This is a genomic window from Pseudomonas sp. XS1P51 (assembly GCF_054897845.1).
Genome location: NZ_CM142707.1, coordinates 4,808,901 through 4,834,222 on the forward strand (window position 1 = coordinate 4,808,901; position 25,322 = coordinate 4,834,222).

Annotated in this window: 26 protein-coding genes, 1 tRNA gene and 1 pseudogene; 22 read left to right on the top strand and 6 right to left on the bottom strand. The window is 55.9% G+C overall.

Going from position 1 to position 25,322, the window contains the following annotated elements; all coding sequences use genetic code 11:
* Positions 1–1,199: 1,199 nt before the first annotated feature.
* Complete coding sequence (locus tag ACYZUD_RS22310) at positions 1,200–2,060, top strand: hypothetical protein (RefSeq protein ID WP_462020171.1); 861 nt, start codon at positions 1,200–1,202, stop codon at positions 2,058–2,060.
* A 687-nt stretch (positions 2,061–2,747) separates the two neighbouring features.
* On the top strand, positions 2,748–2,948 hold the full coding sequence (locus ACYZUD_RS22315) for a hypothetical protein (RefSeq protein WP_462020172.1): 201 nt from the start codon (positions 2,748–2,750) through the stop codon (positions 2,946–2,948).
* Between the two features lie 78 nt (positions 2,949–3,026).
* Here ACYZUD_RS22315 and ACYZUD_RS22320 read toward each other — a convergent pair whose 3' ends face one another.
* Complete coding sequence (locus ACYZUD_RS22320; RefSeq protein WP_462020173.1) at positions 3,027–3,656, bottom strand: hypothetical protein; 630 nt, start codon at positions 3,654–3,656, stop codon at positions 3,027–3,029.
* Between the two features lie 296 nt (positions 3,657–3,952).
* On the opposite strand from ACYZUD_RS22320, the gene ACYZUD_RS22325 reads away from it, so the two are divergent.
* Entirely contained in the window at positions 3,953–4,093 is a 141-nt protein-coding gene (locus tag ACYZUD_RS22325; RefSeq protein ID WP_462025212.1) for a hypothetical protein, read from the top strand.
* Between the two features lie 276 nt (positions 4,094–4,369).
* Positions 4,370–4,564 carry a helix-turn-helix transcriptional regulator gene (locus tag ACYZUD_RS22330; protein WP_462020174.1) on the top strand — a complete coding sequence of 65 codons (195 nt, stop codon included), beginning with the start codon at positions 4,370–4,372 and terminating at the stop codon, positions 4,562–4,564.
* A gap of 77 nt (positions 4,565–4,641) precedes the next feature.
* Here the strand turns inward: ACYZUD_RS22330 and ACYZUD_RS22335 are convergent, their stop codons facing one another.
* Positions 4,642–5,556 carry a hypothetical protein gene (locus ACYZUD_RS22335; RefSeq protein WP_462020175.1) on the bottom strand — a complete coding sequence of 305 codons (915 nt, stop codon included), beginning with the start codon at positions 5,554–5,556 and terminating at the stop codon, positions 4,642–4,644.
* A gap of 969 nt (positions 5,557–6,525) precedes the next feature.
* Here ACYZUD_RS22335 and ACYZUD_RS22340 point away from each other — a divergent pair.
* Positions 6,526–7,605: a hypothetical protein gene (locus tag ACYZUD_RS22340; protein WP_462020176.1), complete on the top strand. Its 1,080-nt coding sequence runs from the start codon at positions 6,526–6,528 to the stop codon at positions 7,603–7,605.
* A gap of 71 nt (positions 7,606–7,676) precedes the next feature.
* The gene (locus ACYZUD_RS22345) at positions 7,677–8,468 is read left to right on the top strand and encodes a TSUP family transporter (RefSeq protein ID WP_462020177.1); all 792 of its coding nucleotides are present in this window, start codon (positions 7,677–7,679) and stop codon (positions 8,466–8,468) included.
* A 289-nt stretch (positions 8,469–8,757) separates the two neighbouring features.
* Here the strand turns inward: ACYZUD_RS22345 and ACYZUD_RS22350 are convergent, their stop codons facing one another.
* Positions 8,758–9,663, bottom strand: a complete 906-nt coding sequence (locus ACYZUD_RS22350; protein ID WP_462025095.1) for a cytochrome-c peroxidase — start codon at positions 9,661–9,663, stop codon at positions 8,758–8,760.
* Between ACYZUD_RS22350 and ACYZUD_RS22355 the strand changes: the two genes are divergently transcribed.
* Both ACYZUD_RS22355 and ACYZUD_RS22360 read left to right on the top strand, forming a co-directional pair.
* On the top strand, positions 9,575–9,814 hold the full coding sequence (locus ACYZUD_RS22355) for a hypothetical protein (RefSeq protein ID WP_462025213.1): 240 nt from the start codon (positions 9,575–9,577) through the stop codon (positions 9,812–9,814). The two genes, ACYZUD_RS22350 and ACYZUD_RS22355, sit on opposite strands and share 89 nt — an antisense overlap.
* Before the next feature lie 294 nt (positions 9,815–10,108).
* The gene (locus ACYZUD_RS22360) at positions 10,109–10,570 is read left to right on the top strand and encodes a DUF4234 domain-containing protein (protein WP_462020178.1); all 462 of its coding nucleotides are present in this window, start codon (positions 10,109–10,111) and stop codon (positions 10,568–10,570) included.
* An 87-nt stretch (positions 10,571–10,657) separates the two neighbouring features.
* On the opposite strand, the gene ACYZUD_RS22365 is transcribed toward ACYZUD_RS22360, so the two are convergent.
* Positions 10,658–11,107 carry a carboxypeptidase regulatory-like domain-containing protein gene (locus ACYZUD_RS22365; protein WP_462020179.1) on the bottom strand — a complete coding sequence of 150 codons (450 nt, stop codon included), beginning with the start codon at positions 11,105–11,107 and terminating at the stop codon, positions 10,658–10,660.
* 261 nt (positions 11,108–11,368) lie between these two features.
* On the opposite strand from ACYZUD_RS22365, the pseudogene ACYZUD_RS22370 reads away from it, so the two are divergent.
* The 4 genes and pseudogenes from ACYZUD_RS22370 to ACYZUD_RS22385 form a co-directional block, all read left to right on the top strand.
* Positions 11,369–11,659, top strand: a pseudogene (locus ACYZUD_RS22370) (DUF1016 N-terminal domain-containing protein); the annotation flags it as partial.
* A gap of 70 nt (positions 11,660–11,729) precedes the next feature.
* Positions 11,730–12,704 (top strand): alpha/beta hydrolase family protein, encoded by a 975-nt coding sequence (locus ACYZUD_RS22375; protein ID WP_462020180.1) that lies wholly within the window; start codon positions 11,730–11,732, stop codon positions 12,702–12,704.
* 37 nt (positions 12,705–12,741) lie between these two features.
* A complete protein-coding gene (locus ACYZUD_RS22380; RefSeq protein ID WP_462020181.1) occupies positions 12,742–13,158 on the top strand; it encodes a hypothetical protein in 417 nt (138 codons plus the stop codon).
* 6 nt (positions 13,159–13,164) lie between these two features.
* A complete protein-coding gene (locus ACYZUD_RS22385; RefSeq protein ID WP_131061278.1) occupies positions 13,165–13,617 on the top strand; it encodes a hypothetical protein in 453 nt (150 codons plus the stop codon).
* 72 nt (positions 13,618–13,689) lie between these two features.
* On the opposite strand, the gene gabP is transcribed toward ACYZUD_RS22385, so the two are convergent.
* Both gabP and ACYZUD_RS22395 read right to left on the bottom strand, forming a co-directional pair.
* The gene (gene gabP / locus ACYZUD_RS22390) at positions 13,690–15,081 is read right to left on the bottom strand and encodes a GABA permease (RefSeq protein ID WP_462020182.1); all 1,392 of its coding nucleotides are present in this window, start codon (positions 15,079–15,081) and stop codon (positions 13,690–13,692) included.
* Positions 15,082–15,338: 257 nt separating this feature from the next.
* Positions 15,339–15,518: a hypothetical protein gene (locus ACYZUD_RS22395; RefSeq protein ID WP_462020183.1), complete on the bottom strand. Its 180-nt coding sequence runs from the start codon at positions 15,516–15,518 to the stop codon at positions 15,339–15,341.
* A gap of 117 nt (positions 15,519–15,635) precedes the next feature.
* On the opposite strand from ACYZUD_RS22395, the gene ACYZUD_RS22400 reads away from it, so the two are divergent.
* The 10 genes from ACYZUD_RS22400 (at position 15,636) to ACYZUD_RS22445 (ending at position 25,257) form a co-directional block, all read left to right on the top strand.
* Positions 15,636–16,409 carry an ABC transporter ATP-binding protein gene (locus ACYZUD_RS22400; protein ID WP_007972784.1) on the top strand — a complete coding sequence of 258 codons (774 nt, stop codon included), beginning with the start codon at positions 15,636–15,638 and terminating at the stop codon, positions 16,407–16,409.
* Between the two features lie 13 nt (positions 16,410–16,422).
* Positions 16,423–17,169, top strand: coding sequence for an ABC transporter substrate-binding protein (locus tag ACYZUD_RS22405; protein ID WP_462020184.1), 747 nt, complete (start codon positions 16,423–16,425; stop codon positions 17,167–17,169).
* 78 nt (positions 17,170–17,247) lie between these two features.
* Positions 17,248–17,943, top strand: a complete 696-nt coding sequence (locus ACYZUD_RS22410) for an ABC transporter permease (RefSeq protein ID WP_462020185.1) — start codon at positions 17,248–17,250, stop codon at positions 17,941–17,943.
* Complete coding sequence (locus ACYZUD_RS22415; protein ID WP_462020186.1) at positions 17,940–18,629, top strand: ABC transporter permease; 690 nt, start codon at positions 17,940–17,942, stop codon at positions 18,627–18,629. Before ACYZUD_RS22410 ends, ACYZUD_RS22415 begins: the two co-directional genes overlap by 4 nt.
* Positions 18,610–19,839 carry a methyltransferase gene (locus ACYZUD_RS22420; protein WP_462020187.1) on the top strand — a complete coding sequence of 410 codons (1,230 nt, stop codon included), beginning with the start codon at positions 18,610–18,612 and terminating at the stop codon, positions 19,837–19,839. The genes ACYZUD_RS22415 and ACYZUD_RS22420 overlap by 20 nt, the downstream gene beginning before the upstream one ends.
* A 297-nt stretch (positions 19,840–20,136) precedes the next feature.
* Positions 20,137–21,378: a nucleoside deaminase gene (locus tag ACYZUD_RS22425; RefSeq protein WP_462020188.1), complete on the top strand. Its 1,242-nt coding sequence runs from the start codon at positions 20,137–20,139 to the stop codon at positions 21,376–21,378.
* Positions 21,379–21,508: 130 nt separating this feature from the next.
* Positions 21,509–21,584, top strand: a tRNA-Thr gene (locus ACYZUD_RS22430).
* Positions 21,585–21,756: 172 nt separating this feature from the next.
* Positions 21,757–23,079 (top strand): tyrosine-type recombinase/integrase, encoded by a 1,323-nt coding sequence (locus ACYZUD_RS22435; RefSeq protein WP_462020189.1) that lies wholly within the window; start codon positions 21,757–21,759, stop codon positions 23,077–23,079.
* Positions 23,080–23,989: 910 nt separating this feature from the next.
* Complete coding sequence (locus ACYZUD_RS22440; protein WP_462025096.1) at positions 23,990–24,970, top strand: integrase domain-containing protein; 981 nt, start codon at positions 23,990–23,992, stop codon at positions 24,968–24,970.
* Positions 24,967–25,257: a hypothetical protein gene (locus tag ACYZUD_RS22445; protein WP_462020190.1), complete on the top strand. Its 291-nt coding sequence runs from the start codon at positions 24,967–24,969 to the stop codon at positions 25,255–25,257. Before ACYZUD_RS22440 ends, ACYZUD_RS22445 begins: the two co-directional genes overlap by 4 nt.
* Positions 25,258–25,322 lie beyond the last annotated feature (65 nt).

Sequence of the window (25,322 nt, forward strand, 5' to 3'; positions counted from 1 at the left end):
GCAAGCAGACAGAATGCGACGGCTAAAAAAACCAGAGACCTCCATTTCATGCTTCAACCTTCCACGTTAGTTATCAAAGGCAGTCGGTATTCACCTAATACCCACAGCTTAGGCTGATTCGGCGCTGATACCACCAGAGCAGCATTAACACTGGTAGCCACTAAGGTAGCCAGTAGCTTTTCGCTGGCGCTGCGCAACCTTAACAATTGCTAACAAAATGGCGGGCGAGGGCTCACCGACGCACATCAAACTGCTATTTCCGTAGCAGTTTCCGACGTTAGGTTTTGTTAGGTTCTGGTGCGCGCTCGATGACAGGTTTTGACAGGTTTTCGCCCTGAAAAAAGGTTAAGTTTTGATAAGTCGCTAGTGCTAACCAAGTCGCCCGGTAACCACTCTGGTACCCACCAGACCGGGCTTTCGAGCCGGATACCAGCTCCAGTGATTAAGCGCGGCGACCACCATCAGTGACCACTTTTCGCTGATCACAAAACCATCAAACCAATTTGGGGAAACACGACCCCATGAATGAGCCGCGTCAAGTGCCTATCGGCGTGTTTTCACGCAGCCGTCACGCATGACGATCACGCACCGTGAACGAAGCGTGAGAGCCGGCAACCTTGTATGGATTGTTATAGTTCGCACCGATAGTTCGCACCCGCCAATGCGAACCAGTGACCACCTTTAGTGACCATTTCGGCGGTCGTGAACGCATTGAATGCGTGTTTGGGAAATCAACCCCATGGAAGGCCTGCGTCAAGTACCGACTGGTATGTTTTTGCGCAGTCTTTCGCGCACGATCTTCACGCACCTGGAGTGCGCGAAACCGCCTCAGCAGTAGGGTGGTCCGGCATTGGGTCGCAGGCTGGTACGCACCATCGGTACGCGCCCGCAAATGCGTCCCGGCAGCAAGTTCGCACCAGTAGTTCGCACGATAAGTTCGCACTTCTGGTTCGCACCTTCCCACGCGATGCTGGCGCGAACCTGGCTGTTACCAGCGCGGTTACCACGAAAAGTTACCAGAACGGTCAGTTGCCAAGCGTCAGGTTTCCACTGTGGTTTCCACGGTATTGCAGTGGTTTCCACTGGCAACTTGATCAGTTTCGGAACAAACCTATGGAGCTGGCGCAGAGAGCTTACAGCCCCTTCACAAACGGCGACGGCCGCGTAGGATCAAGTTGCGCAAATGGGAGGGCGCCCCAATGAAATTGATCATGGACTTCAAGGCTGACTGGCACGACACACTTAAGGAAATCATGAGCAACGAATGGGGGATGGACACGACAGGACTTACTAAAGACGTCCCCGTTCATTACTTCAACGCAGCACAAAGACGCATATCCGCGAGGCCTAGGACGCTACTTGTATCGGATACCTTCCAGTGCCCAGCAGAGCACCAAGCCGGCTGGGATCTAATTCAACAGAAAGTGAAAGATGGACAAGATCTAACCCCATATCTGAGCAAGCTGATTGATAAGCCGGAAGCAACAGATCCGATGCTTAACGATTGGGGGGTCTACCACTTACACCTAGGCACTGAGATACAGAATGGCTTTGCACGTAGGACAGGGCCTCTGCTCTTTGCCAGAGTCACGGATGAGTATTTCTATGCCATAGATGTTTTCAGCCATGGCGCCTGGACAGAGAGCGAAATCGTCGAGACAGTCCATCGCAACTGGCCCAAGTCTGTTGCGCATTGGGTAATGCAAGGTACGCGAGGAAGTCAGCTCACAAACGATCAACGAACTGCGTTACGGAAGAAACACCTCAATGTCTTCTTTCTTACCAAGGATGGCACTACCTACGGCCCCATAGGCGGCGGCATGATGGCGTCGGGACACAATTTTTCCTCAGTCGTCCAAATGGATATCGAGCATGATCGCCTTGAGTGCTTGGAACGTCGGCTGGCTGAAATTACCGACGAGGTGCTGCCAGAGCTCAAAAAAGCTGGTTACACAAACGCGGCGGAAGTGACTGCCAAGCTCGTTCTTACGGAAGGCTTTTACGCTGCCCTCTTCCCTGAATACCGGCTCCTGGTGAGCTTCTATCCCCGCACCGCTTGAACGATTCGTCGACCGGTATCGAGTGTTTGGTTGAGCGCTAACACTTTGACCACACTTTGACGGAATGTAAGACAAGCATGAGACGAAACCCGCACCGTGTAGGCGTCTGAGTCTTATTCCATGCGGGAGCCGTCAAACAAGGGGATTTGGCCGTCTCATACCACAGACAGACCCCAGTCGAATTCTGGACAGGCTCTAGACGGATTGTGACCAACCGCAGCAGCCTGATCGCCCGTAAAGCAGCGGCAGGCCTGCTGTGCAGAGGATCGCACCGCATTCGAGCTCCGCACCCCGTCAAGAATTGCTAGCACCTTGACCAGCCTTGACGAAATTTTTGACAGGGTTAGACGGATTGGCGGACCACGATGCGCCAGCGCCTGGCTGGACGCTTTGATCTTTAAGGGCTGGCGCTTACTTATCGGGTCGACAACAAGTGCGGCCCGTCAAAAATTACCGGGGCGCTCGTCAAGGGACGATTTATCAGCGGTGGCTGGCGCCAGTATGGGGAAGATCCGCAGGCTTGCCAGGGAATCCCCGGGCACCGAAATTACCAGTTCAAGTAGTCTCGACCGATATTGGTAGTTTCGGCCTGGTGCGCGCCGAACTACCGGGATCACGGCAGTTATCAGATAATCGAACTCCAGCTCAACGACCGTTGAACACGGCCACATCTGCGAGGGCTACCCCATGTCCATTATCGACTGCGACTACCTGCCCGCCGACAAGGTGGTGTTCCCGCCCGAGTTGGCGCTGCTGATAATCAGAAAGGCTGAAGCTATGGCGGCAGCGTTTGAGGAGCAGGCGCTCGATCAGCTCACCAAAGACGCGAGGCGCGCGCTATCCCTAGGCACTGAGCCGCGGCGAATCATCAGGGAAATGCGTCTGTAGGCGCCTTACTCGAACTAACGGGATTCCAGCAACTACCCTACCGACTTGGAAGGCCAGGTTCAGCAGGGGCCCTCCAGATCAACCGAACTTCTGTTCGAGGCTTGTCAGCTTGTCACTAAGCAAGTTGGCCTCTTGATCAACAAATGCGTGAAGGTCCGAAAACTTGCTGGCCCAGACAGTGAAGTCATCTGGCGCAAGCACGTCGCTCGCCTTATCTGTAAATACGTACAGCGATACAAGGCGCGATTCCAAAAAACCGCATATGTTTGAAAGCTCCACACCGTTTCGAGCAGCCAGTACATCGATCGCCGCACAGGAATCTTTCAAAGTAGCGATAAGCATCTCGGTAATTTTACGATCGGCCAATACTGCGTTGACGAAGTACTCGTTGTGGTTGTTGTGGAAGCGGAAGAAAAGGTTTGCGCTGGCGATCGCCAAATGGGATTTAAGGCGCTGACTGGCCACCATCGCCTCCCAAATCAGGTTGAGATATTTTCCATGGGTGATCTGGCGCTTCCATATGTCGAATCCGAACACCGCTATCCCGGCAGCAGTAAGGCCGGCCGCGCCCCCGAGAAACGAGCCCACATGGTCCAGGGCCTCAAGTCCATCTTTCCAGCCGCTGCTCAGAAAGATGATCGTCAACTCTAGAACAATGACCACACCTAACAACGCCGCATTGACCATCCCTGACATTTTATCGAGCACGGCGCTAATCCCTGATCAAATCGAAGCGGCCATATTGAGCCAGCCACGTGTCGGTGAACACCCTTTAGGGATCAGTTGCAGCTTTGCGAAAACCGAACCCCATGAATGAGGCAAAACACCCAAAAACAACGCCGAACGCCCTCTTGGGGAAACACCCCATGAACGACCTCGATTGAACAACGCTGCTACGCTTTCATTTTCTCGAATGGAGTCGAAGCGATGCCCCCCCTGAATACTCTCTCCCTGATGTCCTTGAGCGCATGTATCACAACCAGCTAGCCCTCGAGGCGGCTCTGATGGAGCTGACACTGCTCGTCGAGAGCCAGGGTCATGTCGAGGCCGGCGAAAACGTCCGGGGAGCCTTGAACGCGATCGGCGAAAACGCCGGACATATCAATCAGGGGTTGGCCAGACTCAAGGCTCAGGGCGCGACATAAGCCAACAGCAGAACAAGGATTGCGTATGGACGATGAATGCGAAGTGGTGTTTGTTGTCGGCCTGGCAACGATGCTTGGCCGAACTGAAGCGTCGATCAGAGAGGGAATGCGCCGGGGCGTGGACTGGCTGCCCAAGAGTTTCAGGATGGGCACCAGACAATGCTGGCTCAAGGAGGACGTGCGGGAGTTCCTACGCGCATGCCGGGACGGCGAGAACAAGGCGCCGAAGGTCGGTAGACCGCGGCAGACACCGCCAACACTGAGAAATATCAGGAGATGACAGAAAGCATCGATCGTTTCCTGCGCCTCGACGAGGTGCTTCACATCACCGGCTTGGGCCGAAACACGGTTTATCGCCGGATCAGGGAAGGCACCTTCCCAAAACAGGTCAGGATAGGGCCCAACTCAGTAGCCTGGCGTCAGTCAGCAATCGCTAAATGGATGTCCGATTTGAGCCCAGTCGGCGATTGAAGGGCTGAGGATCGGGATGTAGGACAGAAACGAAAAGCCCGGCGCTTTGCCGGGCTCTCAATGGCCAAAGGCCTACATTATTTCAGGCTTTTCGGGGCATACATTGCGCCAATCTGTAACGCCTCGGCTTTGCCGCCAGTGAGCTGCGGCGCTTTTTTCAGAATGTACTCGGGAAATTTCGTGACCAGGTAATCGTATCTGAACCAGCGGCGAAATTCTGCGAGAGCGTCGTTTGGGTAGGCGCTGGCATCTTGCGGATTACTTTTTGATTGAGGATATCTGGCGGGGTAATGATGCTGGCACGAAACTCTGTCCCCAAATATCGAGGAGTAGTTGAATTCTCTCCAGTGCTTTGCCCACATAAGGCCGACGCTGATATCAGGAATCGTTTTATGATTCACCGTGAGATCAGCGTTGATTAAATCAACAATAAGACCCGTTATCTCATTGAAAATTATGAAATAACCAAGTGGAGCGGCGTTATTGAGGATTGAAACTCGCTCGTGGTGGAATTGCCATTTATCACCTGGGCTGTAGTTAAGCGACTCATAGATGAAGCGTCGAAGACCCAGCGCTGCAAAACTCCGGTAGTTATCCGTAGCTTGCTTATTGGGCGATCTAGTTTCGAACGCGTAATACTCGAGAATTGCCATGCAGACGACGTCTGGGTAGGCATAATGCGGGCTGCCGTCTCGGACGGTCTCGATAAAGAGCGAACGATCGGTGTAGCCGCGGCTGAACAAATACTCCCTTATGAACGAGATCCGATCCTTGGACATGACTACATCATCGAAGTGCTCAACCCACTCCTGAGTAATCTCCTGGATAGCGCTTCGTGAAGCCCCAGTTACCAGTGCCAGCCCGCGCTGAGTGAAAAAAGGGATTCCGTTCTCAAGAACGCCCATTTCAATCCCATTTACATCACCTTGCACCTCCACGCCGAGATCAAGCTTGATCTGTTGAGGGGTGGCCTGCAAACCTTTGCTTTTCATAGTCAAGTCCTTGATAAATATGATTAAAATGGCGGCCTGCTAGGGGATTTATTTAGCCTCGGACGTCTACATTTCCCCGCCACGCCAGATAACCCGGCCCTGGCGGCGGCTAAAGCAAATGACTATCTCAGCTATATATAACGCGAGCCAAAATGTAAACGAACAAACTGAGGAGCGCGAAAAATGCGCTATTTAACCGTCAGAAAATTTTCCAGCGACTCGGGATACACCGAGGCCGCGATTCGCTCGAAGATCGCAGACGGCACCTGGAGGAAAGATTACGTTTGGCGGAAGGCCCCAGATGGGCGAGTGCTGATCGATGTCGATGGCTACGAAGCTTGGGTAGAGATGGGCAAACCATCAACGGCTAATCGAGTAGATAAGTCTCGGTCGGGACAGAGCCCCGCGCCACCGATTAGCAAAGGGTCAAAACTCGGAAGTCCAAAGCCACTGGTTTGATACCGTCTGTCCGACTGATATGGCTACGAAAACACTACTGGCGGTGACGCGTAGATGATGGAAAAACGGTGCAAGATTATAAAAAGTGAGTAGATTTGTGAGTAGATTGTATTTACCGCCTACATATTATTCATCTAATACAGTAGGTTATATCACAAGTTCGATTCCGTCTCTGCACCAAATACCGAAAACCCTGAATCGCAAGATTCAGGTTTTTTTTATGCCTGGGATTTGGTGAGGCACTGTTCCAGTCACCATCGAAGCGCCGGACGAAGCATCAATTCCCCACCTCCTATCGCCACGCCAGCAAGCGCCTGAAACGCTTTCCGGAGCTGAGTCCCGAGCTGTGTCAGCATCGTCGATCGGCCCTTCTTTGCGTCTCTCGGGTTTGTCGGAACGCTCCGCATGCCTTAACGGAAATGGATGACATACGCTGATCATCGGATTGGGCAGAATCGGAGGAAGAGCTGCCGCATAACCGGGAGCAGATACACAACAGGGATGTAGACAATGACTGACGCCATTGAACAGGATGTCGAAAACGCTGAGCTTTTTACTGAACAAGAAATCAGAATTTTCAGCTTTAATATTCGGCAGTCAGCATGGCTTCACAAGTTCGCCGAAGAACTGGCCGCCATCGGCGGGCCGCAGGCACCAGGAGCCGAGTCCAAAGCCTCTCTGGCAGCCACAGAATTAAAGTTCTCGTTTTCCAAAGACCAATGCGAACTGCTGGCTGCCTACTCCAATGGCCTTGTTTGCGTGTTGATCTTTGAAGGGCTGCAAAAAATCACCGATGTCGGCCCTCCAAATAAACTACCAGACCTGACATCCCTGGATAATCGATACGACGTCCTTTTCCTGGCCGCCCGTAATCAGATCTTGTTGAAACTCGTGGATAACAGTTCCTTTGCCTATGACATGGATAACGAAGGAAAACTGGTTCGATTGGTGGCCAACTTCAAGGGTGGCGGACTCATCAAAATCAATGCAGAGCTGGAAATCAAAGAACTGAGTTCCCATTCCGGCCTCGCGCTTGGCCCGCATACCGAGGCGCCTTACTGGTGCGCCGTGAACGCGAAAGACGGGCACTCGCCCTCTCCGTCGTCGCTCATACTTTCCGCCCTGTGGAACCCGAGCCTGGAACCTACGCGTGTCATTCCGCTGCCGCCCATACTAGAAAAAATCGGCGTCACCAACTGCCTCGCACTGACCACGGGTAACTTCCAATTCACTCGTAGCGACTCCTTTGTCAGTGGCAAAGGGGAAGATGGCCGCAACGTTTCAATTCTGGAGTTTGACGACAAGGTCGGGCTCGCAGCCCGCTTCAACTCTTATCGCTTTTCGGTCAATGACAACGCCTCGAATTTTGTCAAAACGGCCTACGCCGCCCTTTGCCGGGGGGTAGGCGAAGCAACGCCAGTCGAGTACACGCTGACGCAAGAGTCGGCCATGGTCATCAATAACGTCCGAGCCCTGCACTGTCGCGATGTCATTAAAGACAACAGACGGGTCCTGGTTCGTATTTTCGGGCTTTCAAAATTTTCTTCCCCTATCGTTATTTCAGAGGACCCATTACTGCTGCAGGGCTGATTTTTTAAGTGTTCCGGCTGTTGAACGACCAGTCATGTGATTACTGGCCAATAACTATAAAGAGGGAATGTATGTCTTGGGATTTAATTGGCATGTTGGCGCTCGTCGCTTTTTGCGCCGGTTTTTTTGATGCGATTGCCGGTGGTGGGGGCTTGATCACCTTACCTGCATTGTTTCTGGCCGGTGTAGATCCGATCAGTGCAATTGCAACGAACAAGTTCCAGGCCGCTTCAGCAACTATTTCGGCAACTGTAACCTTTGCTCGCAAAGGAATGATCGAGTGGCGCGAAGGCCGCTTCCTCGTGATCTGCGGATTTATCGGCGGCGCCAGTGGTGCCTTGCTGGTCAGCTCTGTGGATAAGCGATATTTGGAAGTTTGCGTGCCTATTATGCTGATTCTGGTGGCCATCTATTTTGCGCTCTCTCCAAAGCTGGCCAATGAAGATCGACGCAAGAAAATCGGCATTCTGCTTTTTTCGTTTACCGTGGCGCCGATCCTGGGCTTTTACGACGGTATATTTGGCCCCGGGGTGGGCTCTTTCTTCATTGTCGGGTTTGTACTTCTCTGCGGCTTGGGCATGATGCGGGCCATGAGTTTTACTAAACTTGCCAACGCCTCATGCAACCTGGGTTCTCTGTCGGTCTTCATTACCAAAGGTGTGATTATCTGGCCGATTGCCATAGCCATGGCTTTGGCGGCCTTCATCGGCGCTCAATTGGGTGCACGAGCCGCTGTTCGGGTCGGCCCACGGTTGATTAAACCGATGTTGATCGTGGTCTGCTGCGCCTTAGCCATCAAACTGCTGAGCGTAGAAACCAATCCTTTGCGCGTCGCGGTCTTTAAATCTTTGGCTTCGTTATGATCACCGGTGCGGCGCTGAGCGGCGCTTCTTGTCTTCAGTTTTGATCGCAGCCGACCCGCCCTGCGCTTTACTTTTTAGAGACTTTAGAGGGCTATCAACTTGAAGGTCGCGTGCTGTCGAACCCCCGTGTCGGCGGTTCGATTCCGCCCCCGGCACCAAATACCGAAAACCCTGAATCGCAAGATTCAGGGTTTTTTATGCCTGGGATTTAGTCAGCTTCGACTACAGGCCGTTATCTACGACGTCGAACACAGTAATAAACCGCAGCGTGCTGCGGTTTATTACAGGATCAATTGAACGGTGTCGGGCGCGGAGTCTGCGCCGAAGACGGCGGCAATACAGGCAGCTTGAAGCTCGGTTGATCGCCGGTCAGTGTGTCGAGGAAAGCGACGATCTGACTGACTTCATCAGCGCTCAACTTACGCCCCAATTGCAGCCTGGACATCACATCTACTGCGTCCTCCAGTTTCCAGTAGGCACCGTCATGGAAATAGGGATAAGTCAGCGCGACGTTACGCAGTGTTGGCACTTTGAACATCATCCGATCCGTATCCTTGCCCGTCAGGCCAGCGACGCCCTGGGCCGGGTTTTTGGTGGCATACGGTTCGACCATTCCCATTTTCTGGAATGAACTACCACCCACTGCCTGACCATTATGGCAACCGACACAACCGATGCTTTTGAACAGTTGATAGCCTTGCAGGGCTGTCGGGCTGATGGCCTTTTTGTCTCCGAGCAGCCAGCGGTCAAAGGGAGCCCCAGGTGTGACCAGAGTCTCCTCGAACGCAGCGATGGCGTTGGTTACATCCTCGAACTTAATCCCATCATCGCCATATACCTTTTTGAACGACGTTCGGTATTGGGGAATGGAACGCAGCACATCCACGGCCAGATCATGAGTGAACCCCATCTCGCCCGGGTTGGCGATAGGGCCGCCAGCCTGTTCCTGGAGATTGGCCGCGCGACCATCCCAGAACTGCGCAATGCTCATGCTGGAGTTGAGCACCGTTGGGGAGTTGATCGGCCCTTGGTGCCAGTTATGACCGACAGATGTCGGTAAGTTATCGCTGCCGCCCATGCTCAGGTTGTGGCAGGAGTTACAGGAAATGAATCCGGATTTGGATAAACGCGGATCGAAAAACAGCTGTTTACCCAACTCAACCTTGCTTGCATCAGTGATTTTTGCAGGTTGCACCGGCAAGATGGGTTCACTGGAGGCTGCGTCAGCCGGAGCCGTGCCGCCCAGCATTAATCCTAAAATCAGTATCAACGGTCTGTACATGGCGTTCTCTCAACAGGCTTATAGTTTGAATCACCATGTGCCGAACAATGGCCTATTGCTATGACCCAGATCAATCAAGCGAACGCCCCGCCTGCGACCTGCTTTCGCAGGCTATGACCTGATACCGAAAACAACACTCGCCACCAGCAAAGCTATGTAGTAGCGTTGCGCCACTAACTCAACAGACGCCACGGAAAACGGCCGAGTTGATGCAAATGCAATCCCCCCTGCCCCAAAACGCAGTTGGGGTACGCAGCCAAAAAAAGGACAGGCAACGACGCAAGGAATGCTTCCCCTGCAATACCCACCAAAGCGTTACCACTACACATACCCCTAAGTCACAGGACATGGAAAAGTTATGTCAACAATCAATGAGCTAAAAGACAAAGTCGATACTAAAACCTTGAATATGTTCCTGCTGTCGCTAGCGACCGCCGGGATTTATCTTATTTTGTGGATATATAAAAATAACAAAATAATCAGCGAGACCACAAAAACACGACTGGTTGATGATAATTACATTATCTGGCTGGCAGTCTGCGTCGGGCTAAGCGGCGCGTTCACCAACTTAGGGGACGTGCTTTTCGACACGCTGTCCGGGATTTTCACCATTGCCTCTTGTGTGCTGTACATCGTGTGGGCATTCAAGGCCAAAAAGGCACTGTCGGAATATGCACTCAGCGAACATAAAGTCGACTTGAGAATGAACGCCTTTTATACATTCTTGTTCAATCTGTACTACATCAACTATTGCATCAACGATCTACCTGAAGAACAGCGTAAACAGCTGATTCTGAGAGGCCAGGCAGCGCAGGTCTGAAACGACGCAATGGGCGGACAGATTTGATTCACTGCCGCCCATTCGCCTGAACAAGAAATGGGCATGTTAATCCCTGCCAGATGGCGCCTAGTTTTCACCGGCCCAGTGAAAGACCAGATTGCGGGCGGCACTACTTCCTACGTCTGCAGTATCACGCCGCTCCTCACCATTGCGCGTCGCAACCACGGTGTACTTGCCGGGCGGTAGCTGGATATAAACCAGTGGACCAGCCTGACTCAGCGTCAACACGGTCTGGCCTTGGGCTTTCTGAATGACCACGTCAACATCGGGAATGTACTTATTCTCCGGCCCGACAGAAAACGTCATGTGTAGGTTATAGCCAGTGGTTTGCTGGATGGCCTTGGACTCATCCTCGCCGATACCACCAGACAGGTAAGTAATCCCGTTTTGCTCTTGCCGCTGAACTTGCACGCCTGAATTGTCGATCGGCTCAAGACTGGCGGCACTCAGCATGACTGGAAACATCAATGCGCCAATAGCGGCGATGGCCAACATGAATGAAAGGACGGACCTCATAATGGCGACTCCCGGGCTCCATTGAACCCAATCGTTACCCTCTTTAGATTTCCTGATGAATGGCCAAGTTTTAGATTGATTAGTACTTGAGCTCACTGCGAATCGGACTACACGCTGTATTCCTCAAGCGCGGATCACAGTCGGTGAAATCCCGCAAAATAAATCGATTGTCCGTCCGATTTACCAGACCCGCCCGGCATCGTCGGCCAACTCTCCCCTGCAATCCTCTTCTGCCTGTTCATCCAGCCGCGGAAGAATTCAATGCGGCTGTTTTATCAGCCGTTTCCAATTCGAGACGCACTGCGTCTCGAATTGAGCTGACCCCACTACCGCAGGCTGCTGCGAGTCGACAGTGACAAGGCACGCAACTGGTACATGGACGAAGCCGCCAACCAGAACTGGGCAAGTCGCGCCCTGGAACGCCAGGGCAACGAACAACTGTTCGCCAGCAAGTACAAACTGGTGCTGCCAAGCGAGGATGAACTCCGTGCAAAACTGGATCGAGAACGGGCGGCGCTCGAAGAGCGACTGCTCGATCAAGCTACACGATAAACACGGATGGATTGTTCACACGTTGCGCGAAGACTATCGTTGGCAGCTACCCGCAAAAGGTACGAAGCCGATGAATTTACAGGACATGCCTTCACTGGCCCCGACTCAGATTGAGTTGCCGCTGCCCACCTACACTGCTGGCGAACCGTTCAAAGAACCCGCCGCAGACGGCTTCATCCTCGGCGGTTTCACTTGGCGGCACGCCTCTCAGGACACCGAGCGCCCGGTCGTCATCATCAACGCCGCCACCTCCGTCCGCTGTCGCCACTACTCGCGCTTCGCCGATTACCTGTTCGCCAACGGCTTCGACGTCATTACCCATGACTACCGTGGCATTGGCGAGTCGCGACCCGCGTCATTAAGAGATTTCGACGCTTCATGGTCCGACTGGGGCGCGCTGGATTTCGAGGCGATGCTCAAGCGCGCTCAACGTGAGTTCCCCGGCCAGCCCATCGATGTCGTCGGCCACAGCTTCGGAGGCTGTGCGGCAGGCCTGGGAGCCTCTGGGCATCTGATCCGGCATCTGGTGACCGTCGGTGCGCAATTTGCCTACTGGCGCGATTATGCGCCCGTCCATCGCTGGCGGATGTTCGGCAAGTGGCATCTGGTGATGCCCTTGGTGACGAAGCTTTACGGCTACTTCCCCGGAAAACGTCTCGGCTGGCTGGAAGACACGCCCGCCGGCGTGGTCCGCGACTGGAGCACACCCACCGCCCACTACGAAAAGCGTCCCAGCGGTCGCATCATCCATGCACGGCTCGGCCAGCTCCCTTTCGCCAGAGTCACCGCGAAAACCCTGGCCATCAGCATCACCGACGATCCTTACGGCACGATCCCGGCCATCGAACGCCTGCTCGGCTACTTCACCGGCAGCACAAACAGTCACTTGCGAATCGCCCCCGAAGACATCGGCGAAGAAGAAGTCGGACATTTCGCCTTTTTTCGCAGCCCATACCAAGCCACACTATGGCCCATTGCATTGTCCTGGCTGCAAAACGGCGAACTGGCCCCCGATACCCCTGGGCGGCTAGTGCCACGCAGTTGATTGACGTGCCCACTCAACGAAATACGGAACGACGCCCATGGCCTCCGCCAACAAGCAGCAAAAACGCGCCACCCGCGCCAAAGCCAAGGCCAAGCAGAACCGCACCCAACGAGCCGCCGCGCCGGTAGAACTGGACCCGAACGACGATCGCATCGACTTCGAATCGGTGGACCTGACCGAACTGTTCAAAAAGATGATCGACGCCGAAAAAACCAGCCAGCAAGCCATGTGCGTTGCCTTCCTGGAAGACCCGCTACTGGAACTGGTGCTAGAGCAGGAAGGCGAAGAAGGCGCGATGGACTTCATCCTCGCCGCGCTGATCGAGTATCGCCAATGGTCCACCGAGACTGACGAAGCCGGCGCCCTGGCATGGATCGAATCCCCGGCCTTCCAGGCTGACTACGTTGCAGCGTCCGACATCATCGCCGCCCAAACCCAACAGAAACCGAACTGAGTTCCCATGGCATCCCTGAACAAGCAACAGAAACGCGCCAAGCGCGCCAAGATCAAAGCCAAGCAAATCAACATCCACGGCAGAAAACCCGCCGCACTGGACGATGACCTGGGCGAAATCGGTGAGCCGATCCCGGAATACACCTTGGCAATGTTCAGCAAAATGCGCGACGCGGAAGCCACCAGCCGCAACGACATGCTGCTGACCCTGCTGTCAAACCTCGCCGAAATCATCAGCGACCACCCAGAACTGCTGGACATGGAAAACGCCGACAACGAAGCCATGGCCGCCACTCACCTGGCCGCCGACATGCTGATCGACTACCGCATGTGGGCCGACGGCATGGACCGCGACGCCGCCCAGGCCTGGCTAACCGATCCGCAGTTCATCACCGACTTCGGCGATGCGCTGGACAGCTATCGCCAGTCACTGGACGCGCAGGAAGAAAAGGGCGAGTAACCATTCGCCTCAGAAACAAAAACGGCCGCTTGTCATCACTGACAGCGGCCGTTTTGCATCACGGAGTACGAATCAGTTCAGCACCACCGCACCCACCTTCTGCAACTTGCGACGGCGAGCCACAAACAACCCGGCAGCCACCACGCACAGGCTCAGCAAACCGGTCGCGAGGATCTCCACGCGATGGGCATCCTGGAACAGCATGATCGTCAGGGCCGCGACAATGAATACGATCACCGCGTAGGTCAGGCCCGGGAACAGCCACATGCTGAAGGCGATTTTTTCACCGCGAGCCATACGCTGTTTGCGCATACGCAGTTGCGAAATCGCGATCACCAGGTACACCAGCAACGCGATGGCGCCGGAGCTGGCCAGCAGGAAATCGAAAACGGCAGCCGGGGCCACGTAGTTGGCGAACACCGCGAGGAACGCGGCGCCCGTGGACAACATGACGGCCCAGTACGGCGTGCCGCTCTTGTTGGTGCGCTGGGAAACGGCCGGCGCATCGCCGCGCTTGCCCAACGAGAACATCATGCGCGAAGCGGTGTACAGCGCCGAGTTCAGGCAACTGGTCACAGCAACCAGAACCACGATATCGACGATCAGCTTGGCATTCGGAATGCCCATGCGTTCCAGCACGGTCTGATAGGAACCGACAGCGGCCAGTACCGGGTCATTCCAGGGCACCAGCGCCACGACGATGAAGATCGACACGAGGTAGAACAAGCCAATCCGCCAGATGACCGAGTTGGTGGCCTTGGAAATCTGCTGGCCAGGGTTCTTCGATTCCGCGGCCGCGATGGTCACGATCTCGGTGCCCATGAAGGAAAACATGGTAGTCAGAATGGCGCCCAGCACCGCACCCATGCCATTTGGCAGGAAGCCTTGGGTATCGAACAGGTGCGAAACACCACTGACCTGGCTGGTGGGCAGGAAGCCGAAGATCGCCAGAATGCCAAGACCAATAAAACCGATGATCGCCACGACTTTGACCAGGGCGAACCAGAATTCGAATTCACCGTAGTTCTTCACGCTGAACAGGTTGGTCACCGTCAACAGCAAGGTGATGACCAACGTGAAGGCCCAGATCGCCACATTCGGGAACCAGGCATGCAGGATGGTTGCGGCGGCGTTGGCTTCCAGAGGAATCACCAAAACCCAGAACCACCAGTAGAGCCAGCCGATGGTGAAACCGGCCCAGTGACCGATCGCGCGATCGGCGTACGTTGAGAAGGAGCCTGTGTCTGGCGATGCGACGGCCATCTCGCCGAGCATGCGCATTACCAGAACCACCAGAGCACCGGCAGCGGCATAGGCCAACAGCACGGCTGGGCCTGCTGCGGCGATGGCGTGACCCGAGCCGACGAACAGGCCGGCACCGATAACCCCGGCGATCGACAGCATGGTCACATGACGCGGTTTGAGCCCCTGTTCGAGGCCATTGGAGCTTGGGGTACTGCTCATTGAAACTACCTTTGTAAGGAAAAGCGAATGCATCCATCCCGCCTGGCGTTCCTTCTCGTAAAAAGAAACCAACGGGGCGTTCCTTATTCTGCACGCAATAATTGCGCCAAAATGTTACAAGCCCCTCAAACCCGGGGCCTATAGCGCGACCGGTCAGTCATCGCAAGCCATTGAGATTAATGGCAATTCGCCAGAGCGTTACCCTGCGACCCACTTTATGAACGAATCAGCGCACCAGAAACACACCAAAAAAATGCTCAACGCACAATAAAAGTGCGCATCAGGAACGTTTGGCCGGTTAGCGCTTCCAACACCCCGCCAAAGCTGGCAACATCGCGCCATTTTTTACGGGACAGCCGCGCCACGTCTGGTTCAAACGGCTGTTCGGTTGATAGCAGCGCGACAGTCTGCTGTACCGATGCGACAACCTGCCACATGCCACCCGTTTACCGCCCGTAGCGCTGTTGGCTGCCATTCAGACGCTATGCTAGCTTGGCCGCCTCGCCAGGAAGGCCCGCCAATAGCAGGAGCGCAACACACTATGAGGAACGCACATGGCTGAGGCCACGCCCGCGCTTGAAATCCGCAACTTGCATAAACGCTACGGTTCGCTGGAGGTGCTCAAAGGCATCTCGCTGACCGCCCGCGACGGCGATGTGATCTCGATCCTGGGTTCCTCCGGTTCCGGCAAGTCCACGTTCCTTCGTTGCATCAACCTGCTCGAAAACCCGCACCAGGGCCAAATCCTGGTAGCCGGCGAAGAACTCAAGCTGAAAGCCGCCAAGAACGGCGAGCTGGTCGCTGCCGACGGCAAGCAGATCAACCGCCTGCGCAGCGAGATCGGTTTTGTATTTCAAAACTTTAATCTGTGGCCGCACATGAGCGTGCTCGACAACATCATCGAAGCCCCGCGCCGCGTGCTCGGCCAGAGCAAGGCCGAGGCCATCGAAGTCGCCGAAGCCTTGCTGGCCAAGGTCGGCATCGCCGACAAGCGCCACGCCTACCCGGCGCAACTGTCCGGCGGTCAACAACAACGCGCGGCCATCGCCCGCACGCTGGCGATGCAGCCCAAGGTGATCCTGTTCGACGAACCCACCTCCGCCCTTGACCCGGAAATGGTCCAGGAAGTACTTAATGTCATCCGCGCATTGGCCGAAGAAGGCCGCACCATGCTGCTAGTCACCCATGAAATGGGCTTCGCCCGTCAGGTGTCCAGCGAGGTGGTGTTCCTCCACCAGGGCCTGGTAGAAGAGCAAGGATCGCCACAGCAGGTGTTCGAAAACCCGCTTTCGGCGCGCTGCAAACAATTCATGTCCAGCAACCGCTAACGGAGCTACCCGCATGCAGAACTACAAAAAAATCTTCCTGGCTGCTGCCGTCACCCTGGCCTTCAGCGCCGGTGCCGCCGCCGAAACCTTGAAGATGGGCATCGAAGCGGCCTACCCGCCGTTCAACAATAAAGATGCCAGTGGCAATGTCGTCGGCTTCGACAAAGAAATCGGCGATGCCCTGTGCGCCAAGATGAAAGTCGAATGCACCGTGGTCACGTCCGACTGGGACGGCATCATCCCGGCCCTGAACGCCAAGAAGTTCGACTTCCTGATCTCCTCGATGTCGATCACCGACGAGCGCAAGCAAGCGGTGGACTTCACCGACCCGTACTACTCCAACAAACTGCAATTCATCGCACCGAAAAACGTCGATTTCAAAACCGACAAAGAGTCGCTGAAAGGCAAAGTGATCGGCGCACAGCGTGCGACCCTCGCCGGTACCTGGATGGAAGACAACCTGGAAGGCGTTGAAGTCAAACTCTACGACACCCAGGAAAACGCTTATCTGGACCTGACTTCCGGTCGTCTGGACGGCATCCTGGCCGACAAGTACGTCAACTACGAGTGGCTGAAAAGCGACGCCGGCCGGTCCTACGAATTCAAGGGCGACCCGGTGGAAGAAAGCGACAAGATCGGTATCGCTGTACGTAAAGGCGACGCGATCCGCGACAAGCTGAATGGCGCGCTGAAAGAAATCGTCGCTGACGGCACCTACAAGAAGATCAACGACAAGTACTTCCCGTTCAGCATCTATTGATTCTGACCTGCCGGACCGGCGCCGTTTTCTGACGGCGCCAGTCCCCGGCATTGCCTGCCGCGATTTGAAAAGAAATCCATGACTATCGATCTCTACGGATTCGGCCCGGCGCTCGCCGCTGGCGCGCTGATGACTGTGAAACTGGCACTTTCGGCCCTGTGCCTGGGGCTGGTGCTCGGATTGCTCGGCGCCTTGGCCAAGACTTCCCCATACAAGCCGTTGCAATGGCTTGGCGGCACTTATTCGACGCTGGTGCGCGGCATCCCGGAATTGCTCTGGGTGCTGTTGATCTACTTCGGCACGGTCAACCTGATGCGTGCCTTGGGTGAGTTTTTCGGCAAGCCCGACCTCGAACTCAACGCCTTCGCCGCCGGCGTAATTGCGCTGGGCCTGTGCTTTGGCGCCTACGCCACAGAAGTGTTTCGCGGTGCGATCCTCGCCATCCCCAAAGGTCACCGTGAAGCTGGCGTGGCGTTGGGCCTGTCGAAATTCCGCATTTTCACCAAGCTGATCATGCCGCAGATGTGGCGCATCGCCCTGCCCGGCCTGGGCAACCTGTTCATGATTCTGATGAAAGATACCGCGCTGGTGTCGGTCATCGGTCTGGAAGAAATCATGCGCCACGCGCAAATCGGCGTGACCGTGTCCAAGCAGCCGTTCACCTTCTATATGGTGGCCGCGTTCATGTACCTGGGCCTGACGATTCTCGCCATGACCGGCATGTACTTTATGGAACGACGCGCCGCTCGCGGCTTTGCGAGGAGCACCCAATGAACTGGGAAGTCATCATCAAGTGGCTGCCGAAACTGGCCCAGGGCGCGACACTGACCCTGGAACTGGTGGCCATCGCCGTGATCGCGGGTTTGCTGCTGGCGATTCCGCTGGGCATCGCGCGCTCGTCGCGACTCTGGTACGTGCGGGCATTTCCCTACGGCTACATCTTCTTTTTCCGTGGTACACCGTTGCTGGTTCAACTGTTCCTGGTCTACTACGGCCTGGCGCAGTTCGACGCGATTCGTAACAGCTCAATGTGGCCGTACCTGCGCAATCCGTTCTGGTGCGCCACCGCGACCATGACCTTGCACACCGCGGCCTACATCGCCGAGATCCTGCGCGGCGCGATCCAGGCGATTCCGCCGGGCGAGATCGAAGCGGCACGGGCGCTGGGCATGTCCCGGCCCAAGGCGCTGTTCTACATCATCCTGCCCCGTGCCGCGCGCATCGGCCTGCCGGCGTACAGCAACGAAGTGATCCTGATGCTCAAGGCCAGTGCCCTGGCCAGTACCGTGACCCTGCTGGAACTGACCGGCATGGCCCGCACCATCATTGCCCGGACCTACCTGCCGGTGGAGATCTTCTTCGCGGCGGGCATGTTCTATCTGCTGATGGCTTATGTTCTGGTGCGCGGCTTCAAGCTGCTGGAGCGCTGGCTGCGCGTCGATGCCTGCCAAGGACGTTGATTCCTACGTGCTGACGGGTGAGGACCTACTCACCCGTTTCACGGCGCTGGATGCTTTTCTGATTGAGCATCAGGCGCTGTGGAAGCCTCGTCCGTTTACTCATCTGCGGCTTCCTTGGGAAGCGTCCTACCCGGAGTTGTCTCTTTGGCTACGGGGAAGGTCGCTGGAAGATGCGGAAAGCAGTCACAACCAACCTTGTTTGCTGGAGGCGCCGGAGCCTTTTGCTTCATTGACGGCATTGTCCCTTGAGTTGAGCGCGGCAGGTGAATTGCCGGCTCATGCACTCGAAGCGGCCGGGCATCGGCTGAATGTCGATGTGCCGGGGCGCAAGTGGCAACAGATTGAGGCGTTTGCCAGTCGCTTGGGTTTTACCGCTGCTCCGAAGCATTGGCTGGACTGGTGCTCTGGCAAGGGCCACTTGGGGCGACGGCTACTGCAAGCCGGTCAGCAGCTCACTTGCCTTGAACACGATCCAGCGCTGGTCCTTAGCGGCCAGGCGCTCAGCCAACGTCATCAACTGCATGCGCTGCACGTCGAGCAAGATGTACTCGCTGCGGACGCTGCCTCTTTATTGAATACCGATCACACGCCCGTAGCGTTGCATGCTTGCGGTGATTTGCATGTGCGGCTGATTCAGCTCGCGAGCGCGGCGGGCTGCAAACAAATGGCCATCGCGCCTTGCTGCTACAACCGGATCAGTCTGAGCGAATATCAGCCGATTTCCTCGGCTGCCCGGCGCTCTGACCTACAGTTATCCCTCGATGATCTTTCGTTGCCGATGAGTGAAACCGTCACCGCCGGTGCCCGTGTCCGACGCCAGCGCGACACTTCCATGGCCCGGCGCCTGGCCTTCGACCTGCTTCAACGGCAATTGCGCGGCGTTGACGAGTACCTGCCAACACCTTCCCTGCCCAGCGCATGGCTGGACAAATCTTTCGCCGATTACTGCCATCATTTGGCCGCACTCAAAGAGTTATCCACAATCGGCCCGCAGGATTGGTCAGCACTCGAAGCCGCCGGTTGGATGCGACTGGCCAAGGTACGTAACCTGGAGCTGCTACGAGGCCTTTTCCGACGCCCGTTGGAGCTTTGGTTGATCCTCGATCGGGCACTTTTCCTCTCCGAGCAGGGTTACGCCGTTCGCCTCGGAACGTTCTGCGAAACAGCGCTCACACCGCGTAACTTCCTACTGTTGGCAGAACGCTGCTAAACAGCCGCAGCCTGTGGATAACTCTGTTGATGAAATTATCGTGGATCCAATATCCATGCCTGTTTCAGGGCTGAAACTAAACTGTTCACTTTTCGTACACATGAATAAAAAACCGGAAAAACAGGCATTTGCGAGAAAATGAGAATGGATCCACATTTTCGATCTTAATCGCGTGCACCGGACGTCCCGTTGTGCATAAGCATTAAGCCAAAAGAACATAAACGACGTCGCAAACCTCAACTATCTTTGCCATGCGCCAGAATTCTCTGGCGTCAGGACAGCAAGGAGCTGGGAAAAATGAGCACATTGAACAGTGCGCAGGAAGCCGTCGATACCGTCGCCAACGAAGCCATTTACGCTGCGCTGCAGCAAACCTTCGCCGTGGGTGGCGCCATCATCAACAACGCAACGGGCGAAGTGATCGCCGCGCTGCACAACAACGTGTTGATGCCTTTCCCCGGCAGCGCCACCCCTTACTTTTTACCCCATGACCCGACCGCTCACGGTGAGCGACAGTTGGTGGACTGGTACTACGAAAACGTCGCGCCCTTGAACCTGCCACCGCCCGGTCAACTGACCGTCGTCACCACACTGGACCCTTGCGCCATGTGCGCGGGTTCGCTGCTGACCGCAGGATTCAACGTCGCCGTCAGTGCGATCGATGACTACGCGGGCATCAACTACAACAGCCAGTTCACCTTTCCGTCGCTGCCGCCGCAGATCCGTCAGCAGGCGCAGGACACGTGGGGTTATTACGCGATTGCTGCACCTGTCAGCCGCGCCTATCAGGGGTCGACCAGCCCGGTGTTCGGCGGCCAGACCATCGATTCGGCGGCGTACTTTCTTTGCAGTTCGATCTTCTCCGCCAGCGTCAACACCGTGCGCGAGGCCAGCAACAACAGCGGCCTGCCGCCAGATCAACTGCAAAACCCGGCAAACCTCCCGGCCAACAGCAAAGTGCGCCAGGCACTCACTGCGCTCAGTCCATTTGCACTAACCGTACAATCCGCCAACCCACGCGATCCCGGCGCAGAACTCGCTGCACCGCTGCTGAAAACCGCGCAGCAAAGCAATGTATTCAACTCGGTGGCGCTGATCGATCCTTTCGGCAACCTGTTGGTGTGCCTGGGCGGCGTCGAGAACCAGTCGCCAATTCGTACAGCGTTCATGGAAACGACCCGCAACTACGCGGTCATGCGCTGGACCCTGATGAACGACCCCGACCCAGCCGTTCGCGCCGAAGCCGGGCAATACCTGACCCATCCGAAGTACGGCACCTTCGTCTTCCTCTATGCCCCCGACCCCACCACACCGCAAGCCGTGATGACCTTCGGCGCGTACGGTTCGACGATGGAAGGCCCCGTGCCGCAGAGCTATCCGTCCAACCTGCAATACGTGCTGCTGCCGGGCAACACCACCGCCCAAACGTTGTCGACACTGGCCCAGAACCTGCCGCCGTTCTACACCCAAAGCGTGCAAGTGGCGCCCGCGCAGGTGCTCAGTCAGGACCTGATCAACGCGGTTAAAAACGGCGTGTGATGCTTTAAAGCAATCGCGCAGGCCAGCCCCGCAGAAGCGTCCGCGAGGCTGGCCTGATGCCTGCGCAAAAATAGTCTGAATTCAGGGGTTTACAGAACCAATCCAATCGCTATAATCGTCGCCCTAACACGCCGGTATAGCTCAGTTGGTAGAGCAACTGACTTGTAATCAGTAGGTCCCGGGTTCGACTCCTGGTGCCGGCACCATACAAGGTTCCATAGAAAGCTTTCAAAGCCTCTGGAACCCCCGAAAAACCCGCCTTCTGGCGGGTTTTTTCGTTTTAGCGTTCCATCGGTTTCCGTCAGAAACTGGTGGATTCCAACCGTTTTAAGGGTAGAGTTTGGGGTACAGGTCACTTCGATAAAAGGGAGTACCCTTATGTCGCGCACCACAGCTCCGCTCTCCGACGCAGCTTGCCGCCTGGCAAAACCTACAGACCGCGCCTACAAGCTTTTCGACGGCGATGGCCTCTACCTCCTAGTCCAACCCAATGGCCGCAAAGGCTGGCGGCTCCGTTACGTCAAACCTGACGGACGCGAAGGACTGACCTCGTTTGGCAACTACCCCGTCATTGGCCTCGCCGAAGCGCGCCGCAAGCGCTTGGAAGTCAAACGAATGCTGGCGGATGGCGTTGACCCTATAGAGACCAAGCACCAAGCCAAGGCGGAAGCCGTAATCAAAGGCAGAACCTTTGAAAGCGTTGCGCTCGACTGGCATACGGAAATGTCGGCCAAGTGGGCACCAGGCCATTCCAAGACTGTGATGAGTCGCCTCAAAACCCACGTGTTCCCGCTGATCGGCGCCCGCGCCATTGTCGACCTCGACACCCATGACCTCATGCAGCCCTTGGAAGCGATCAAGAAGCGCGGAACGATAGACGTAGCTTTAAGGGTACAAAACTACCTGCAGAGCATCATGCGCGAGGCAAAACGCCTCCGGCTTATTAATGCCAACCCTGCTTACGACCTCGAAGGCTCGATTAAAGCCCCGCGGGTGGTACATCGCCCCGCTCTACCCTTATCGCGACTGCCGGAACTGCAAGAGCGGATCGACACCTATAAAGGCCGGGCACTTACCCGTCTGACGGTGATGCTGTCGCTGCATGTGTTTGTACGATCCAGCGAGCTGCGTTTCGCACGCTGGAGCGAGTTCGACCTCAAGCGCGGCACCTGGGAAATCCCAGACACTCGGCCAGCGCTGGAGGGAGTACCCTTTTCCACAAGGGGTACGAAGATGGCCGGGGACATCCACCTTGTACCCTTATCGCCGCAAGCTGTGGCCTTGCTTGAACAGATCCACGCACTCACCGGTAAATTCGACCTGGTGTTTGCAGGCGATGCCAAACCCTGGAAACCCATGTCCGAAAATACCGTGAACAACGCGCTTCGGACGATGGGATACGACACCAAAACCGATATCTGCGGACATGGGTTTCGTTCGATGGCCTGCAGCGCACTGATCGAATCAGGCTTGTGGTCCGAGACCGCCATTGAAAGGCAGATGAGCCACAAGGAACGCAACAACGTCCGCGCCGCTTACATCCACAAGGCAGAGTTCATCGAAGAGCGCAGGCTGATCATGAACTGGTGGAGCCGGTACCTGGAGGCCAACCATCAGGAGCATGTCACTCCACACGAATTTGCGAACCAGACCGGAGCGAACGTCACTCGCCTAAAAGCAAAACGTGGCGCAACCGAGTAAGCGCTCGGTCTTCATATCTCATTGATCCGCTTGTCCACGCGGGTCCATCCAAACAGGGCTGCAAAGCCGCCCTGCTTGGATGGACCTCACTTAAAATCTAAAGCCCACCAACTGTCTGTGGAAAACCACTGATTTCCACCGGTGGATAATTTCATCCACAGCAGCAGAACTCCCGAAAATTCGAGCCTTGACCCGAATTATCCACAGGCGTAGAAAAGATCGGGCAAAGCGCTGTCGTTGACAGCAACCCAGGTAGCCAGAGCCTTTGAGGCTACGCCACACCGTGGTGGTTCTCCCAAAGTGCGATTAGCGTCCGGCGGCTCGCACGGTCACAGCGATGTGATGGATGCCTACTTCTACCAGAGTGCCCACTGCGGCAACTCATACCCCTTTATAGCTGCCCTGCAGCAACCTATCCGCTTGGCCATTCCCGTGCGCCAATCTGCCGCCCGTCTCTTTCTCCCGGAAAGAGACGGGCGCTCCTACCACTGCTGCAGGCCACATCGTACAAGGCTTTGCGGCATTCCCCCTCGTGACAATCGGCGTGACAAAAACCGAAGTCACCAGCAACAGCGATGTAGATGATGGTGCCGCAGCCCAAGGAATGGACTGCACCCGACTGACAGTCAGGCATGCCCCGGTCATCGCATCACTGCCTTCACCCGACTCAGGATCTCGCGCCACTGGTCTCGTCAGCCAGTGCAACCTCCACCCGCCCACTTCTTCGGAAGTGCTCAGGAGGTCAGATCATGAGATACCCAAGCTCCCGGTCGTAAAGAGCCGTAAGTCCCGCGTTAGTGGACACCCCTCACAGGTCGCAGGGACCTTGATCCCTGATAACACTCAACATTCTTGGCGGGATGACGTGGGGATAACGCTTCAGTCGATGGGCTTCGGGAGGAACAAGGCTATGCCACTTGTTGGAAGAAGGGGTGGACGGAATTTTGGATGGGGTCGACAGCTGAGTTATGCCGGACGGCAGGCGTTAAAGGATATGTTTGGCAACGGGCACTATTCCACGGTCAAAGCCCACGCAGACCGCTGGGTAGCCTTCGCCGAATGGTGCCGGTCCGAACTCGATCCAAGTATCAATGACGCCCGCAAGATCGACCAGCAAACGCTATTCGACTATGCCCAGCACCTGAGCCAACAGGTCGAGCGAAGCGGCCTGAAAATCGCTACCGCACAGAACCGACTTTCCAGCGTGAACCGCACGCTGGAGGCGATTCGTGGTGATCGTTCGGTACGGGTCACCAGCCCCAGCCAAGCCCTCGGCTTGCACAGGTCCACAGTAAGAAGCGAGGCACCCAATGGACAAGATCGCAAGCACCTGAAAACCGTCATCAAAGCGCTCAACGCCCTGCAGCAGCAATGTGTCAGCGCAATCCTGCACCTTGTCCGCGAAACCGGCATGCGCCTGCGCGAAGCCATCCTGGCCGACCTGCCACGTTTGTATCGCGAAGCCGAGCGACTCGGCCGAATCAACATTCAAGACGGCACCAAGGGAGGTCGTTCAGGCGCATACGCACCACGATGGATAACAGCGACAAAGAACGTACGGGACGCACTGCAAGCCGCCCGTAACGCCTCGCCCATTGGCAGCAACAACCTGCTCGCCCAAGACGAAAGCTACAAGACCTTCCTGCAGCAAACCGTGAAACCGGCACGCGAGTTCCTGCACGTATATGGCTTGAAAGGCTTCCACGAATTGCGCGCCGCCTACGCCTGCGAACGTTACAAACAACTTACTGGCCATGCAGCGCCGATCAACGACGGTACCTGCTTTCAGGAAAACCGTGAGCTCGACCAAACAGCACGCCAGCAGATCAGCCTAGAGATGGGCCATAACCGCACTGACGTGATCGCAGCCTACATAGGAGGACGGAGATGACTAAGTCCTTCGACATGAGGCTTTTCCTTGATGCCGTACTCACCGGTTCCCATGCCACGCGGCAGCGCCACATTAGGCAGGCCCAAACAATACAAAAGGCCATTCGGAAACGCTTCGGCCGAGACAATCCGTGGAGTTGGCAGCTTAAACATTTCCGGTGGTTTGAGGAGCAACACCTGAAGTCCCGCAGCCCGGCGACGAGGTATTACTACCAGCTAACCGAGTGGTTGATTATAAAGCGGCTTGGTAAACCTGGGCTTGCACAAGAAAGAAGCAAGAAAAACTGAGACCGCCCTGCCGGGTGATTGCAAACGGCGGCGAAATGGACCTGATCGCCTTCACAGCGCTAGGC